The organism is Corynebacterium senegalense (assembly GCF_900411315.1).
Classification (GTDB): Bacteria; Actinomycetota; Actinomycetes; order Mycobacteriales; family Mycobacteriaceae; genus Corynebacterium; species Corynebacterium senegalense.
The window spans coordinates 1,302,596-1,317,920 of record NZ_LS990887.1 but is presented as its reverse complement, the minus strand read 5'-3'; the positions used below and the strand labels follow the sequence as shown (position 1 = coordinate 1,317,920).

Annotated in this window: 16 protein-coding genes; 11 read left to right on the top strand and 5 right to left on the bottom strand. The window is 68.5% G+C overall.

Annotated elements, in window-relative coordinates; genetic code table 11:
* Window positions 1–8: 8 nt before the first annotated feature.
* A complete protein-coding gene (locus tag DYZ02_RS06475) occupies window positions 9–623 on the top strand; it encodes a TetR/AcrR family transcriptional regulator (RefSeq protein WP_115685507.1) in 615 nt (204 codons plus the stop codon).
* Here the strand turns inward: DYZ02_RS06475 and DYZ02_RS06470 are convergent.
* Together DYZ02_RS06470 and DYZ02_RS06465 are read right to left on the bottom strand one after the other, a co-directional pair.
* Window positions 620–2,197, bottom strand: a complete 1,578-nt coding sequence (locus DYZ02_RS06470) for an amino acid permease (protein ID WP_245945689.1) — start codon at window positions 2,195–2,197, stop codon at window positions 620–622. The genes DYZ02_RS06475 and DYZ02_RS06470 overlap by 4 nt on opposite strands.
* Before the next feature lie 66 nt (window positions 2,198–2,263).
* Window positions 2,264–3,265 carry a S41 family peptidase gene (locus DYZ02_RS06465; RefSeq protein WP_147291484.1) on the bottom strand — a complete coding sequence of 334 codons (1,002 nt, stop codon included), beginning with the start codon at window positions 3,263–3,265 and terminating at the stop codon, window positions 2,264–2,266.
* 167 nt (window positions 3,266–3,432) lie between these two features.
* Between DYZ02_RS06465 and DYZ02_RS06460 the strand changes: the two genes are divergently transcribed.
* Entirely contained in the window at window positions 3,433–5,829 is a 2,397-nt protein-coding gene (locus DYZ02_RS06460) for an MMPL family transporter (protein ID WP_115685505.1), read from the top strand.
* A complete protein-coding gene (locus tag DYZ02_RS06455) occupies window positions 5,826–6,485 on the top strand; it encodes a TetR/AcrR family transcriptional regulator (protein WP_245945688.1) in 660 nt (219 codons plus the stop codon). The genes DYZ02_RS06460 and DYZ02_RS06455 overlap by 4 nt, the downstream gene beginning before the upstream one ends.
* Before the next feature lie 13 nt (window positions 6,486–6,498).
* Here the strand turns inward: DYZ02_RS06455 and DYZ02_RS11345 are convergent, their stop codons facing one another.
* Window positions 6,499–6,663 (bottom strand): hypothetical protein, encoded by a 165-nt coding sequence (locus DYZ02_RS11345; RefSeq protein WP_181896909.1) that lies wholly within the window; start codon window positions 6,661–6,663, stop codon window positions 6,499–6,501.
* Between the two features lie 470 nt (window positions 6,664–7,133).
* A complete protein-coding gene (locus tag DYZ02_RS06450) occupies window positions 7,134–9,374 on the bottom strand; it encodes an ATP-dependent RNA helicase (protein ID WP_115685504.1) in 2,241 nt (746 codons plus the stop codon).
* 234 nt (window positions 9,375–9,608) lie between these two features.
* Between DYZ02_RS06450 and DYZ02_RS06445 the strand changes: the two genes are divergently transcribed.
* The 3 genes from DYZ02_RS06445 (at window position 9,609) to thpR (ending at window position 11,886) form a co-directional block, all read left to right on the top strand.
* A complete protein-coding gene (locus DYZ02_RS06445) occupies window positions 9,609–10,982 on the top strand; it encodes an FAD-dependent oxidoreductase (protein WP_115685503.1) in 1,374 nt (457 codons plus the stop codon).
* Window positions 10,982–11,239 carry a metal-sensitive transcriptional regulator gene (locus DYZ02_RS06440; protein WP_115685502.1) on the top strand — a complete coding sequence of 86 codons (258 nt, stop codon included), beginning with the start codon at window positions 10,982–10,984 and terminating at the stop codon, window positions 11,237–11,239. Before DYZ02_RS06445 ends, DYZ02_RS06440 begins: the two co-directional genes overlap by 1 nt.
* 125 nt (window positions 11,240–11,364) lie before the next feature.
* Complete coding sequence (gene thpR / locus DYZ02_RS06435) at window positions 11,365–11,886, top strand: RNA 2',3'-cyclic phosphodiesterase (protein WP_115685501.1); 522 nt, start codon at window positions 11,365–11,367, stop codon at window positions 11,884–11,886.
* Here the strand turns inward: thpR and DYZ02_RS11340 are convergent.
* Complete coding sequence (locus DYZ02_RS11340) at window positions 11,873–12,040, bottom strand: hypothetical protein (RefSeq protein ID WP_181896908.1); 168 nt, start codon at window positions 12,038–12,040, stop codon at window positions 11,873–11,875. The genes thpR and DYZ02_RS11340 overlap by 14 nt on opposite strands.
* A gap of 23 nt (window positions 12,041–12,063) precedes the next feature.
* Between DYZ02_RS11340 and DYZ02_RS06430 the strand changes: the two genes are divergently transcribed.
* Genes DYZ02_RS06430 through DYZ02_RS06410 form a run of 5 tightly spaced genes read left to right on the top strand, consistent with a single transcriptional unit; the run spans window position 12,064 to window position 15,318 of the window.
* Window positions 12,064–12,711 (top strand): alpha-ketoglutarate-dependent dioxygenase AlkB, encoded by a 648-nt coding sequence (locus DYZ02_RS06430; RefSeq protein ID WP_115686403.1) that lies wholly within the window; start codon window positions 12,064–12,066, stop codon window positions 12,709–12,711.
* An 11-nt stretch (window positions 12,712–12,722) separates the two neighbouring features.
* Complete coding sequence (locus DYZ02_RS06425; RefSeq protein ID WP_115685500.1) at window positions 12,723–13,430, top strand: SDR family oxidoreductase; 708 nt, start codon at window positions 12,723–12,725, stop codon at window positions 13,428–13,430.
* A 25-nt stretch (window positions 13,431–13,455) separates the two neighbouring features.
* Window positions 13,456–13,740, top strand: coding sequence for an RNA-binding S4 domain-containing protein (locus DYZ02_RS06420; protein WP_181896907.1), 285 nt, complete (start codon window positions 13,456–13,458; stop codon window positions 13,738–13,740).
* Entirely contained in the window at window positions 13,741–14,526 is a 786-nt protein-coding gene (locus tag DYZ02_RS06415; RefSeq protein WP_115685498.1) for a VOC family protein, read from the top strand.
* An 18-nt stretch (window positions 14,527–14,544) separates the two neighbouring features.
* Entirely contained in the window at window positions 14,545–15,318 is a 774-nt protein-coding gene (locus tag DYZ02_RS06410) for a serine hydrolase (protein ID WP_115685497.1), read from the top strand.
* The last annotated feature ends 7 nt before the right edge of the window (window positions 15,319–15,325 follow it).

The following is a 15,325-nucleotide window of genomic DNA, read 5'->3' as shown; positions in this document are numbered from 1 at the left end:
GTGGGGAAATGAGACGTGGGACACAGAGCACCGCAGGCCAGCGCCCCAAGCGCAGGCAGGCGACAGAGGAAAAGATCTACCGCTCCGTGCTGACGCTGGCGCGGGAGCAGGGCTTCAACGCGGTCACCATCGACGCCGTCGTCGCGCACTCGGGGGTGGCCAAAACCACCATCTACCGCCGCTACGAGGATCGCAGGGAGATGCTTGCCGACGCCCTCTCGAACGTCGTCATCCGCATCCCGCAGCAGTACCCCACGACCTACGAGGAGTTCGAATCCTTCCTGGCCAGGCTGCAAAAGCACCTGGAGGAGGAGATCGGCATCCGGCTCATCGGCTCGCTGGTGGCCAGCCGGGAGGAGTACGTCGACGAGTGGGGCGACCGGCTGAGCAAGGAGGTCCTCGACGGGCTCACCGTCTACGTGCGCAAGGGCGTGGAGCGCGGGATGTTCGCCCCCGGGGTCGACGCCCGCTCCATCGTCTCGATGGTGGTGGGCAGCATCCTCGTGCGCTCCGCCTTCAACTTCGGCGACCCGGCGAAGCACCCCCGGCACATCGCGCGGATCGTCTGGCCGCTGCTCAGGGTGGGGCCGGAGGAGCTCGGAAAGGGCGAGGGGTACAGCTAGGACAGGGTGAGTGTGCCGTTGGTGATCCCGGCGACGGCGAAGACCGCCCCGACGATGACCACCGCGACGACCACCCACTCGAAGGCGTTGAAGAGGCGCTCGCGGTTTGCCCGCCGCGTCCAGATGTAGGGCACCAGGCCCGGCACCACCGCGAGCGCGCCGAGCAGCACGTAGACCGGGTCCGCGGCGTAGATCAGCCACACCGAGTACACGAACGCGAGTGCGCCCAGCACGAAGTGGCGGCGGTTCTCGGAGGCGGTGGCCATCTCAACATCGCGGCGCCGCGCCGCGCGGGCCGCCAGGATCATCAGGTACAGCGCCGAGAAAATGTACGGCAGCAGGTACATGATCGTCGCCAGCTGCACCATCGCGTTGTAGGAGGCCTCCGAGGCGAAGAAGATGATCACGAACACCTGGATCACCACGGTGGACACCAGCTGCGCCAGCCACGGCGCGCCCAGGTGGTTCGTCGCCGCCAGCTTCTTCGGCAGCAGGCCGTCGCCGGCCATCATCACCAGCGGCTCCGCGCACAGCATCTGCCACGAGACGTACGCGCCCAGCACCGACAGGCACAACCCCAGCGAGATAAACGCCCCGCCCCACGGGCCGACCACGGCCTCGAGCACCGCGCCCATCGAGTTCTCCGGCAGCCCCGCGAGCTCCTCCCGGGTCAGCACACCGTAGGACAGGGTGGACACNACCGACAGGCACAACCCCAGCGAGATAAACGCCCCGCCCCACGGGCCGACCACGGCCTCGAGCACCGCGCCCATCGAGTTCTCCGGCAGCCCCGCGAGCTCCTCCCGGGTCAGCACACCGTAGGACAGGGTGGACACCGCCACCAGAAGAAACAGCACTGACAGGAAACCGACCACGGTGGCGCGGCCGACGTCGCGGCGCGTCTTCGACTGCTTCGAGTACACCGAGGCACCCTCGATACCGATGAACACCCACACCGTAAACAACATGATGCCCTGCAGCTGCTGGCTCAACGCGATACCGGAGTTCTCCCCCCAGAAGTCCAGAGTGAACCTGTCCCAGGAGAAGCCGAGGAACGCCACCAGCACGATGAAGCTGATGATCGGGACGAGCTTGGCGATCGTGGTGACCAGGTTCATCACCGCCGCCTGCCGGATCCCGCGCGACAGCCCGGCGAAGATCAGCCACGTCAGCATCGACACCGCCACCGCCAGCACCCACTGGTTGTGCAGCACCGGAACGTAGTAGCCCAACGTGCGGAAAAACAGGGTGGCATAACCCACCTGCGCCATCACCGAGCCCAGCCAGTAGCCCCACCCCGAGGTGAAACCGATGAAGTCACCCAAACCGGCGCGCACGTAGGAATACACACCCGAATCCAGGTGCGGCTCACGCCGGGCCAGCACCTGGAAGACGAACGCGATGGAGAGCATGCCCACACCCGCGATCACCCAGCCGATGAGCATCGCGCCCGGGCTGGCCACCGACGCGATGTTCTGCGGCAGCGCGAAAATGCCCGACCCGATGGTCGAGCCGATGATCAGCGACACCAGCGTCCACATGGTCACCGTGTGCGTCTTGTGCGCGGTTGTCATGTGGCAGAAGAATACTTGGTAGATCCCAATTAATAAAATCTGCGGAGATCAGCGTCGGGCCGGACCTCAGGCGGGGGAACAGCCCTGCTCCTCAAGCCACGAGAGCGCGTCTGCCTCGGCGTCGTGGCTCGCCACGTCCGGGGCGATGGGATCCTCGGCGAACTCCTCCCCGGTGCGGTCCTTGTCCTTGGCGGTGGTCAACAGCATGGTTGCCCCGTCATGGAGATCCACCGCGATGTTCGCCGAGGCGTATCCGGCGGTCGGAACGCCGAAGCTGCGCGAGGACTCCAGGCCGCGGAACGCGAGCATGGTGGCTTCGGCCGATGAGGCTGTGGAGGCGTCTACAAGCACTGCGACGGGAACCTGCCGCTTGCCGCCATGTGTGGTCACCGCCGTGCCGCCGCCGGTGACGGCATTGCCGTTGACCGTGACGTCGGCCGTGCGCCCCCGGCCAACAAAGGAGAGTGCGACGCCGTCGGGAACGAGAGGCGACAACCCGGCGAGCATGGGTCCCATGTCGCCGCCGCCGTTTCCGCGCAGGTCCACGACGGCGCCGCACCGGGCGTGGGCAAGAATGCCGTCGGTCAGCCGGTTGGCATAGCCCTGGGAGTCGTCGTGGCGCGACACCTCCGGCACAGTGGCGATCGCAATGTCGCCGCGCGGAACGACCGTCGGCGGCGCCGGGGCTGCACCCTCGTCTGACTCGGACCCGGGCGGAAGGATGTCCGAGTGCTTGCCGCCGGCCGCCTTGACCACCTCGCGCAGAGGGCCGTAGGTGCCCTCGTACGACGAGGCGCCCTTGACCTGCTCCAGGGCGTCCTTTCTGGCGGGGGCGAACTCGTCCGAGGATGCGTAGATCCCGGCGAGACCGGCCGCCCGGACCACGTCCTTCGCGTACTTTTGCGGCGTCGGCGGGAACGGGTAGTGCGGAGACCCGGTGAAGACGATCGCGGCGGCCGGGCCCCACACGTAGCCGACGATCGCCAGCGTCGCGACAGCGATGGCGACGAGGCTCACGCCGCCGGTGATCAGCGGCCTCCTTCGTTTCCTGGCGGGTGTGGCGGTCATCACTGTCCTCTGTTTCGGGGTGCCTGCCTGGGTGTCCGGTCGAAGCGGGGGCGTGCGGGGACCGGATGGTGCCATGGTGCGTGAGTAAAGGGGTGTCGGCAAGCAAGGTGCCCCGGGAAAATGCGCTGAGTGTGCATGATTGCACTCGGAGTGCAAGAATGGCCCGCATGGCTACTCTTCTGTATCGGATCGGACGATCCGCCTACCTTCACCGCTGGCGGTTCCTCGCGGTGTGGCTGCTGATTCTCATCGCCACCGCAACCGCCGCCGCGACCCTCAGCAAACCTACCACCTCGAACATGACCATCCCGGGGCTGCAGTCCCTGGAGACCAACGACCGCATCCAGGAAAAGTTCGGCGGCGAGGACGCGATGTCCGCGCCGTCGGGCAACGTCGTCGTCCGCGCGGCGGACGGCAAGACGCTGTCGGACCCGGACGTTCAGGCTGACGTCGACAAGCTAATAAAAGACGTGCAGTCGAAGGGCTACCTGAAGAATACCGACGGTATCGTCGACCCCGCCACCGCCGCCGCCGGCATGGAGCAGCAGTTCACGCAGCAGAAGATGCCGCAGCTGCTGGCGCAGGGGCTCAACGAGGAGCAGGCGAAGCAGCAGATCGCCACCGATGTAGCCGACATCTCGCCGCTGAGCGAGAACGGACGCACCGGCACCATCCCGATCACGTTCGACGCCTCCACGATGCAGGACGTCAAACCGGACGACAAGAAGGACCTGCAGTCCACCGTCGAAGGCGACGCCACCGGCAACCTCGAGGTGGCGTTCAACGGCAACGTCTTCCAGACCCAGGAGATCGGCGGCACCGCCGAGATCATCGGCCTCATCGTCGCCGCAGTGGTGCTGCTGGTCACCTTCGGCTCGCTCGTGGCCGCCGGCCTGCCGCTGATCACCGCCGTCGTCGGCGTGGGCACCGGCATGGGCCTCATCTTCGCCGGCACCGCGCTGACCGACACGATCAACTCCATGACCCCGACCCTGGCCTCCATGGTGGGCCTGGCCGTGGGCATCGACTACGCGCTGTTCATCGTCTCCCGCTTCCGCAGCGAGCTCGTCTCCCACATCGGCATCGACGAAATGAAGCCGAAGGACCTCGTCAAAGAGGTGAAGAAGATGAGCGCCGCCGAGCGCGCCCACTACGCGGGCCTCGCCGTGGGCAAGGCCGGAACGGCCGTGTGCTTCGCCGGCCTGACGGTGCTCATCGCGCTGGCCGCGCTGTCGATCATCAACATCCCGTTCCTCACCGCCATGGCACTCGCCGCGGCGCTCACCGTCGCCATCGCCGTGCTCGTGGCTGTCACGCTGCTGCCGGCGATCCTCGGCCTCATCGGCGCGAGCGTGTTCTCCGTGCCCGTGCCGGGCATCAACGCCCCGGACCCGGAGAACGAGAAGCCGACGATGGGACTGAAGTGGGTCCGCCAGATCCGCGCCCGGCCGACCATCTTCCTCATCGCCGGCGTGATCGTGCTCGCGCTGCTGGCGATCCCGGCCCTGCAGATGCGCCTGGCCATGCCCACGGACAGCACCTCGGCGCTGGGCACGCCCACCCGCACCGCCGCGGAGTGGATCGACGAGGACTTCGGCCCGGGCCGCAACGCTCCGATGATCGCGCTCGTCGAGGCCGACACGAACGCCTCGCCCGAGGACGCGCAGAAGGCTTTCACCACCGCCGTGCAGGACATCAAGGACGTCGACGGCGTGAAGAACGCGCAGATCGTCGGCATGACCGAGGACATGCACGACGCCCAGCTCCTGATCACGCCCGAGTACGGCGCCACCGACGAGCGCACCAGCGAGACGCTGCAAGCGCTTCGCGACGCCGCCCCCGGCTACCACGACGAAACCGGCGCAACCTACGAGGTTACGGGCACCACCCCGATCTACAACGACATCTCGGACCGCCTGTCCAACGTGCTCATCCCCTATATCGCGATCGTCGTCGCCCTCGCGTTCGTGCTGCTCATGGCGGTGTTCCGCTCCATCTGGGTGCCGCTGATCGCCGCGCTCGGCTTCGCGTTGTCCGTCGCCGCGACCTTCGGCGTCACCGTGGGCATCTGGCAGGAGGGCTGGTTCGGCCTGTCCAAGGACCCGCAGCCGTTGCTGTCCTTCCTGCCGATCATGCTCATCGGCATCGTCTTCGGCCTGGCGATGGACTATCAGGTCTTCCTGGTCACCCGGATGCGCGAGGGCTACGTGCACGGCAAGACCGCGGGCAACGCGGTGTCCAACGGCTTCAAGCACGGCGCCCGTGTGGTCACCGCCGCAGCACTCATCATGATCTCCGTCTTCGCGGCGTTCATGCTGATGGACGAGCCGTTCATCAAGGTCATGGGCTCCGCCCTGGCGATGGCCGTGTTCTTCGACGCGTTCATCGTCCGCATGACCATCGTGCCGGCGACGCTGTTCCTCCTGGGCGAGCGCGCCTGGAAGCTGCCGAAGTGGCTGGACAAGATTCTCCCGCGCGTGGACGTCGAGGGTGAGGGGCTGAAGGATCAGGGGGTCCCCGAGGCTCACGCTGATTCCGGATCCACTGCAGTGTCCGCGCAATGACCGGCGTGATGAAGAACTGCATCGAATCGAAGCTCACCCTGCGGGAACGCAAGAAGGAGCAGACGCGGCGGGCGCTGGCCCGCGCCGCCGCCGAGCTTCTCCTGCTCGCGGGCGACGAGGGGATGACAGTCGCCGCGATCGCCGCGCGCGCCGGGGTGTCCACGCGGACGTTCCACAACTACTTCCCGCGGCGTGAGGATGCGCTCATCGCGTTTCTGGAGACGACCGTCGCCGAGTTCGCACAGAAGGTGCGGCAGGCCCCGGAGGGGGAGACCCCGCTGGCGACGCTGCACCACCTGATTTCCGAGCGCGTCGGTTCGCACGAGTCGGGCTCGCCGGACACGCTGCTGAACCTCATGACCATCGGCGATCACCTGAGCTACACCACCAGCCCGGAGGAGCGCGAGCAGGTCCGGCATCTGCTCGACGAGCTCCTCGACGCCCTCCACCGCCGCGGCGGGGGCAGGTTGACCCGCCACGCGACGGCGCTGCTGCTCGGCTCCGCCCTCACGGCGGGGGCCATCGCCGTCGAGTCCGCGCAGGGCGGGAAGGACGCTCGGCGCCTGTCACCCTGGGTGCTCGCCGAGGACTCCCCGAGCACGACCGAGCTTCTCGACGCCCAATTCACCCTCCTGGCCGAAGGCTTCGGCGCCTAACTCCGCTAACCCGCTAGCCCGTCTGGCTCTGCTGCTTCAGCAGCCGGTAGTGATCCCCTGCAAACGCCGAAGCAGCAAGCATGGCGGAGCTGGCCAGGTAGTTGCGGGCAAAGAGAATGAGGATCGCGGCGATGGCCATCGCAATCGACGCGAAAAGGTAGAGGTGTTCGAACTTCATCGTGGTGTGCTCCTTCCCCAAGCTAGGAATTAAAGCAGTATTCAGCGACTCCGGCGACGCCGAGGACCTCAAGTCCCAAATTGCGTAGCGAGCCACCTGCCTGTTGAATGCTTGGCCAGCTGAAGTTGTGCGCTCGTAATTCTGCGACTGCGGCGTTTACCCCACCAAGCTCGTTGATGTAGCGCTTGATTTTCAAAACCTTGGCAACGGGGAGGGCGGCTGTCCCGATCGCGCTAAGGATGCGACGCGCACCCTCGCAAAGCGGGAGCTTATTCAGGCTGTAAGGCGAACTCACGGAAATCTGGCAAACGCGGCACGAAAGTTTCATTGGATGGTACGAAAGTATAATTTCGTTCGAACCTGTGGTCGGACGAGCTGCGTATCCAGACGCAATAGGCGGGGTCGCTGTTGGCTGCCTGTTGTTCAGCTAGCGGTGTCCGTTTGCAGGGGGTATGGCGGCGAGAAGCTTGCTACATCCTCTTCTTCGTGCGCGCCGTCGCGATCGCCGACCACGGGTCCTCGGGCCAGGGGTGCTTGGGGTAGCGGCCGCGCATCTCCTTGCGCACCTCCTGGTAGGGCCCGTCCCAGAAGCTGCGCAGGTCGTCGGTGACGGCGAGCTCGCGCCCGGCGGGCGAGAGCAGGTGGAATAGCACGCGCACGCCGCTGGCTTCGGGGCTTTCCGCCAGCCCGAAGCATTCCTGCAGCTTGACGCGCACGACCGGGCGCCCGGTGGCGTAGCTGATGCGCGGACGCGAGCCGCTCGGCACCTCGAGCCGGGCGGGCGCGAGCCCGTCGAGTCGCGCGGCCTCGGGCCAGGGCAGCTGCCGCATGAGCGCCGCCCGCATGTCGAGCTCGCTTAACGACGCCCCCTCCGCCAACCTGGCCACCTCCAGCGAGTAGTCGCCCTTCTCCACGTCCGGCCAGGGCGCACCCACGGTGGCGTGCAGGAAGTCGAGGCGCTCCTTCAGCTCGCGCGCAGCCTCGTCGAGGCGGAAGTCCGCAAAGCGGAGATCTGTCAGGGCTGCGGCGGCGTCTTTCGGGTCCAGGCGCACCGGGGTGGAGGTCAGTTCGATGGCGCCGACGGCTGTGACTTCCCGGGCGCGCACTTTGGCGTCGATGAGCGATGCCCTCTTTTCTTTCGTGACCATGTCCTTCGGGAACGCGATGGGTGCGGCCGCGCGGATGACGGCGCCGCCGCGGGTGAGCTGCACCTCGGCCGCCGCGATCCACTCGGGCGCGCCGAGCGCGACGCCGAGGCGGGCGCGCGTGCCGCTGGCCAGCAGGTACTCCTCGCCGACGCGCTTGGCCACCCACTGCGGAAACGCCGCGGCGACGACCTCGCCGGCGGGGACGGCCTTCGATGGGCGCGTGAGGCGGGCCAGCCTTTCTATCTGGCGTTTCGGTGCGCGTGCCTGGGTGAGGTCGCCGCTCATTCCCTCCGCGAGTGCCGCGACGGTCGGCGCCGCGCCCGAGCCGTGCTCGAGCAGCGCCGCGCCGAGGCGGGGGTCGACGGGCATGCGGGCGAGCGTTTCGCCTAGGTCGGTGATGGCGCCTGTGTCGTCGAGCGCTCCGATGAGGCGCAGGGTTGCGTGGGCGTCGTTAAGCGCCTGCGCCGGCGGCGCGGTGATGAGCGGCAGGTCCGGCGAGCCCCACGCGGCCATCGTCAGGGCGGCGCCGGTGAGGTCGCTCGTGGTGATCTCCGGGGCGATGTCGGCCTGAAAGTGCTGGTAGTCCGCCTGCGAGTAGGCGCGGACGACCTTGCCGGGCCCGAGACGCCCCGCACGGCCGGCGCGCTGATCCGCGCTCGTCCTCGCCGCGGAGACGGTGACCAGCCCGGTCATGTTGCGGGCGGCGTCGCGGCGCGGGACGCGCGACAGGCCGGCGTCGACGACCCTTCTCACCCCGGGGACGGTCAGCGAGGACTCCGCGATGGAGGTGGACACGACGATTCGGGCGTTGCCGCCCAGCGCCTCGTCCTGCTCCGCGCTGCTCAGCCGCCCGTGCAGCGGGGCGGCGTCGTCGAGGTGCTGGCAGACGAGGTCGACCTCCCGCGCGCCGGGCACGAAAACCAGCGTCCGTTCGGTGCCGCGCTGGGCCAGCTCCGAGACGTGCCGGTAGAACTCCCGGGTCCCCTCCGTGCGCCCCGGGTGCGGCGCGTAGCTGACCTCCAGCGGGTGGGTCACCGCCTCGGTGCTCAAGATCTGCGCGCCCATGTGCTCGGCGAACTTCTGCGCGTCGAGTGTTGCGGACATTGCGGCCAAGTACAAGTCGTCCCGGAGCACCGCCAGCTCCATGCACATGGCGAGAACCAGGTCGGTGTCCAGCTGGCGTTCGTGCACCTCGTCGATAACCACCGCGTCGACCCCCTCCAGGCCCGGGTCGCGGATGAGCCGGTTGAGCAGCACGCCCGGGGTGACGAATTCCACCAGCTCGGCCGGCGTGTGTTCGCCACGGATGGAATACCCCACCCGGTTTGCCTCCGGGCTGGTGTCCAGCTGCTTCAGGCGGCGCGCCGCCGCGCGGACAGCCACCCTGCGCGGTGCGGTGACCAGCGTTTTGCCCCTCAGGTTGCTGATCGCCGGGGGGATCAGCGTCGTCTTGCCGGTGCCGGGCGGGGCCTCCACGACCAGGGGGCCTTCCGCGGGAAGGTCGCCGATGACCCGGCTGACCGGCAGGCCCTGGCCTATGGCATCGAGGTCGAAGGGGAGCATGGGTGTCAGGGTAGTTGCTCGGCGCCGGAGCTCGGCCTGGGGCTGGTGGGGGGATGTTCGCTTGGGGACTCCCGAAGGGGGATAGGTCGCCGTCGCGGGTGGCGGCGGTGGTGGTGGGGGTGTGGCGAGATATCCCCTCGCCGGTATCCCGGTTTCGCCGCGGGGCCGCGGGGCGGCGCCGGGCGGGCAGTGGTGGTCGGCCGCAGCGCGCAGGTGGGACTTTAGAAGGGGGATATGTCGCCGACGCCGGCGAGGCGGCCCGGCGACCGTGGCGAGGTATCCCGCTTCCACAGTCCCGATTTCCCAGGAGCGCAGCACCACACGCCCAAGCCCGCCACCAGCCACAACGCGCCCACCCTTGCCCACATATACCCCCCGGGCGCGGCACCGATTCAGCTGCCGGGCGCGCTGACCCTGCGCAACGTCGAGGACCTCGACGCGATGAAGGAGGCCATCGAAGGCAAGAGCAGCGCCACGATCATCGGCGGCGGCTTCATCGGCCTGGAGGTGGCGGAGAACCTGCGCAAGCGCGGGATGGAGGTCACCGTCATCGAGGGCGGCCCGCAGGTCATGGCGCCGCTGGACCCGGAGATGGCGGGGATCGTGGCGAAGCGCCTGGAGGACAACGGCGTCAAGGTGGTCACGGGCACCATCGTCAAGGACATCAGCGAGCTCGACAGCGATGTCGTCATCGCCGCCATCGGCGTGCGCCCCGCCACGGAGCTGGCCGAAAGCGCCGGCCTGGAAACCAACCGCGGCATCGTGGTGGACGAGATGATGCGCACGTCGGATCCGAATATCTACGCGGTGGGGGATGCCGTCGAGAAGCGCCATGCGAACGACGGCGAGCTGACGCTCGTGCCGCTGGCGCAGACCGCGAACCGCCACGGCCGCCTCGTAGCGGACGTGATCACCGGCCGCACCACAAAGGCGAAGCAGGTCCTGGGCACCGCGGTCGTCGGCGTGTTCGGCCTCACCGTGGCCACCGTCGGCTGGGCGGAGAAGACCGCCCGCGCGCAGGGCCGCAACGTGCGCGCCATCCACCTCCACCCGGCGAACCACGCCGGCTACTACCCGGGGGCGACGACGATCCACCTCAAGCTTGTCGTCGACGCCGACACCGACGCCATCCTCGGCGCCCAGGCCATCGGGGAGGACGGGGCGGACAAGCGCATCGACGTCATCGCCACCGCCATGCGCGGCGGGCTCACCGCCTCGGACCTGGCCGACCTCGAGCTGGCGTACGCGCCGCAGTTCGGCTCGGCGAAGGACCCGATCAATATGGCGGGCTTTATCAACGACAACATCGTCACCGGCGCGAAGACGGTGCAGTACCACGAGGTCGCCGACTACGTCGCTGACGGCTGGAAGCTTGTCGACGTCCGCACCCCCGCCGAGCACACCGCCGGCACCATCGACGGCGCGGTGAACATCCCGGTGGGCGAGATCCGCGACCGGCTCGACCAGTTCACCGGCGAGAAGGTTCTGGTCTTCTGCCAGGTCGGCATGCGCGGGCACACCGCGGCCAGCCTGCTGCACAACAAGGGCGTCGAGGTGGCTAACGTGGACGGCGGATACCTGACGTGGAGCCTGGCGGGAGGGGCGTAATGCAGTTGACCGAGGCGGAGATGAAGCCGTCGATAAGCAGGCTCAAGCGGGCCCGCGGGCAGCTCGACGCCGTGATCCGCATGATGGAGGAGGGCCAGGACTGCACCGACGTGGTCACGCAGCTGTCCGCGGCGAACAAGGCTGTGAGCAGGGCGAGCTTCCAGGTGCTGTCGACGATCATGAAGCGCTCTTACGGAGACGACGCGGCGGGGATGGACCCGGCGGACGAGGAGAAGATGTTCCTCTCCTTCGCGTGACGCCTGTAGGGGGGATGTCAGTTGGGGGATATCTCGCCACCGCCGGTGAGACGCGGACGACGGCGTGGCGAGATATCCCCCTTCCGCTGTCCCGCCAGGGATATCCCCCCATTAAGCTGGCCCCCATGAGGAGGTTGTTCGCGGCAATTATGCTCCCCGATGCCGCCCGGGAGCACCTGGTCACGGCCCTGCGGCCCCTGCGCAGCCGCGAGCTGCGCTGGACTGAGCCCGACAACTGGCACCTAACCCTGGCGTTCTACGGCGACCAGCCGAACGACGCCGCCGGCGTCAGCGACGTCCTGGCGCAGGCCACCGCCTTCCGCCGCCCGCTCAGCCTGCATCTCCACGGCTCGGGGTGCTTCAACAACCGCACGCTGTGGGTCGGCGTCGGCGGGGACAAGGAGCAGCTGCGCGAGCTCATGGCGGACTGCCTGCTCGACTCCGCCGAACGGCACCGGCAGCGCGCCCACCTCACTGTCGCCCGGGGGCGCGACGGCTGGCTCATGGCCGACCACGCCCACGCCCTGAGCGTCTACCGCGGCCCCGATTTCACCGTTGACGAGGTCGCGCTGGTGGAGTCCCACCTGGGTGAGGGCCGCGGCGGGGGCCCGCGCTACGAGGTGGTGGACACCTTTACTCTGCGTTAGCGGGTGCCTCGCGCCGCGCCGCGAACACGGCGAGCAGCGCGGCGGCCAGCGCCACGACCGGGCCCAGCCAGCGGCCCTCGGAGAGCAGGAGGGCCACCGCGACCACCGCCACGACGGTGGCAACGACGGCGATCATGTTCACGTCACGTTTCATGCGCCCCAGGGTAGCGTGTGGGCATGCTTCTCGACGCCACCGACCTGCCCCGGCCCTCCGCACGCATAGCCCCGGGCGTCGTGCACCTGCCCGGGTTCCTGAGCCGGGAGCAGCAGAAGGAGCTGGTCGATCAGGCCCGGGCGATCGCGGCGCAGCACGCGGGCACCCCGGTGGCGATGCGCCGGCCCATGATCGGCCACAACCAGATGAAGGCCTACCTGATGTCGCTCGGCTGGTTCTGGGCGACGAACCCCTACCGCCTGGTGCAGGAGATCGAGGGCCACGCCGTCCCGCCGGTGCCGGAGAACTACCAGGCCATCGCGGACCGGGTCATCGGCGCGGCGCGGGAACTCGACCCCGCGCTCACGCCGATGCGCGCGGAGACGGCCCTGGTGAACTTCTACCCGCCCGGCGCCGGGATGGGCGAGCACGTCGACGCCCAGGAGGAAGCCGACAACCCGGTGGTCAGCCTCTCCCTCGGCGAGGAGACGACCTTCCGCATCGAGGGCCGCAAGGTCGTCCTCATGTCCGGCGACACGCTGGTCTTCGGCGGGCCCGCCAGGCGCGCCCGGCACGGGGTGACCCCGCCGCGGCCCGGGACGGGGCCGGACTCCATCGGGCTGGCCGAGGGGCGCATAAACATCACGATGCGCCAGGTGCGCCCCACGTAGACTGGCCGACTATGAACAAGATTGCAGTGGTAACCGGCGGTTCGGCGGGGATCGGGGAGGCGGCGGCGCGCGCCCTGGCCGCGGACGGCTGGACGGTCTACGTCGCCGCGCGGCGCCTCGAGCGCTGCGAGGAGATTGCGAAGGAGATCGGGGGTGTGGCGGTGGAGCTCGACGTGACGAGCCAGGAGAGCGTCGACAAGCTTGCGGCGCAGCTCGACCGCGTCGACCTTTTGGTCAACAACGCGGGCGGGGCGAAAAACCTCGACTACCTGCGCGATGCCAGCGAGGAGGACTGGAACTGGATGTACCAGACCAACGTCTACGGCACCGTGCGCGTGACCAAGGCGCTCTACCCGCACCTGAAGAAGGCCGAGGGCCTGGTGATCAACATCGGGTCGGTCGCGGGCACGGACGCCTACAAGGGCGGCTCCGGCTACAACGCGGCGAAGTTCGGGCTGCGCGGGCTGACCCGCGCGCTGCGCCGGGAGGAGGCGGAGAACTCGATCCGCGTCACCGAGATCGACCCGGGCCGCGTCAAGACCGACTTCGCCGCCAACCGCTTCGGCGGCGACGAGGCTCGCGCCGCCGAGGTCTACGAGGGCAAGCTCAACCTCACCGCCGAGGACATCGCCGAGACGATCCGCTGGGTGGCCAGCCTGCCCAAGCACGTCAACGTGGACACCCTGAGCATCATGCCGACCGACCAGGCTGAGCGATGAAGGCAGGGCGATAGAGTTGGACACCATGGACGTCACCATCAGCGGAGAGTCGATCAAGCTCGGCCAGTTTCTCAAGTTGGCCAACCTCGCCGAGACCGGCGGGCACGCCAAGGAGCTCATCAGCGCGGGCGAGGTGGAGGTCAACGGCGAGGTTGTCACGTCGAGGGGCCTCACGCTTCACGACGCCGACACAGTCACCGTCTCCGGCACAGCGGCCACCGTGGTGACCGGCGCCGAGGGCGAGGACGACTACTTCGACGAGCGCACCGCCAACGACGACTTCGATCCCGAAAAGTGGAGGAACCTGTAAATGCCGGCATTCGAGGCGATGGAGGGCATGCCGTACTGGCAGGACCTGGCCACCAGCGACACCATGAAGTCCACCTACTTCTACTCCCGGCTCCTCGGCTGGGAGGTCTCCGCCGACGCCTACCGGGTGGCCCGCAGGCAGGGCCTGCCCGTGGCGGGCTTCATCAACCAGCTCGACGACCCGACCATGCCCGATGCGTGGGTCACCTACTTCTTCACCCGCGATGCGGGGCGGGACCGGGAGGGCGTCGAGAAGCTCGGCGGGAACGTGCTCGCCACCGCCGAGGTGTCGCTGGGGGAGATGTCGCTGTGCACCGACCCCGCGGGCGCCGTGTTCGGGCTGATCGAACCCGCCGGTGAGGACCAGTTTGTCGCCGCCGGCGAGCCGGGCACCCCCGTGTGGCACGAGTACGTCGCCGTGGACAAGGCCCGCGAGTGCATCGACTTCTACGCCGAGCTGTTCGACTGGGAGGTCCGCCAGTCCGACGGCTACTACCTGGCGCTGCGCGACGGCGCCCCCTTCCTCGGGCTGCGCGACGAGTCCTCCCACGAGGACCTCGAGGGCATGCCCGGCTTCTGGGAGACCTACCTGGGCGTGGCGGACGCGCGCGCTGTCGCCCGGCAGGCGGCGGAGCTCGGCGGCGAGGTGCTCGTCGGCCCGGAGGAGCACCCCTTCGGACTGCTCGTCGTGGTGGCCGACCCGACCGGGGCGACGGTCACCCTCTGCGAGGTCGAGGAACCGACGTTTGAGGAGGTCAACGAGGCCGAATCTATTCTGGGCCTCTAGGGTGCCATAATGTGAGGCGTGAAAAAACTGGTCCCCTTGCTCTGCGCCTGCCTGCTCCTCTCGGCGGCACCGGCGCAGGCCTACGAGGTTGACCGCACCTACGACAACGAGCGCACCGCCCTGGCGGTCTACCACCCCGACGGCCGGTGGTCAGGAACCCGGGACGCCCTCGAGCCGCGGCCCGCGCTCTCCCTGGCCAAGCTCTACCTCGGCTACTACGTCCTCTACAACGGCACGGACGAGGAAAAAGACCTGGTGAAGAACATGGTGCGGCGCTCAAGCGACACCTACGCCCAGCAGCTCGACGCCGCCTACCCTGACGCGATCGACGAGATCGCCGCGGACTTCGACCTGCCCGGCACCTCCCGCAACGGCGCCTGGGGCCGCACGACGACGACCCCCTACGACATGTCGAAGTTCCTCGCCTCGATCCTCTGGGACCCGAAGGCGAAGCCGCTTCTCGACGGCATGCGCAGCGTCTCCTCCACAGCCGAGGACAGCTTCCCCCAGGTCTTCGGCGCCGCGAAGCTCGACAACGTGGAGGGCTTCAAGACGGGCTGGTCGGACGACAAGGAATCGGAGACCGGCAGCGTCGCCTTCGGCGAGATCGGCGACGAAACCTGGGTGGTGGCCGCACTGACCAACGGCGACGCCTACGACAACACCGCCGACGCGATCCGCGGGGTGAAGCAGATCGAGGAGCAGAAGCACCGCGCCCGCCTCATGCACAACCTGCGCGGCTGGAAGCTCGGCGACCCCCTCCCGGTGCCCTTCACGAAGCTCACCGGCTAGGGCCGCC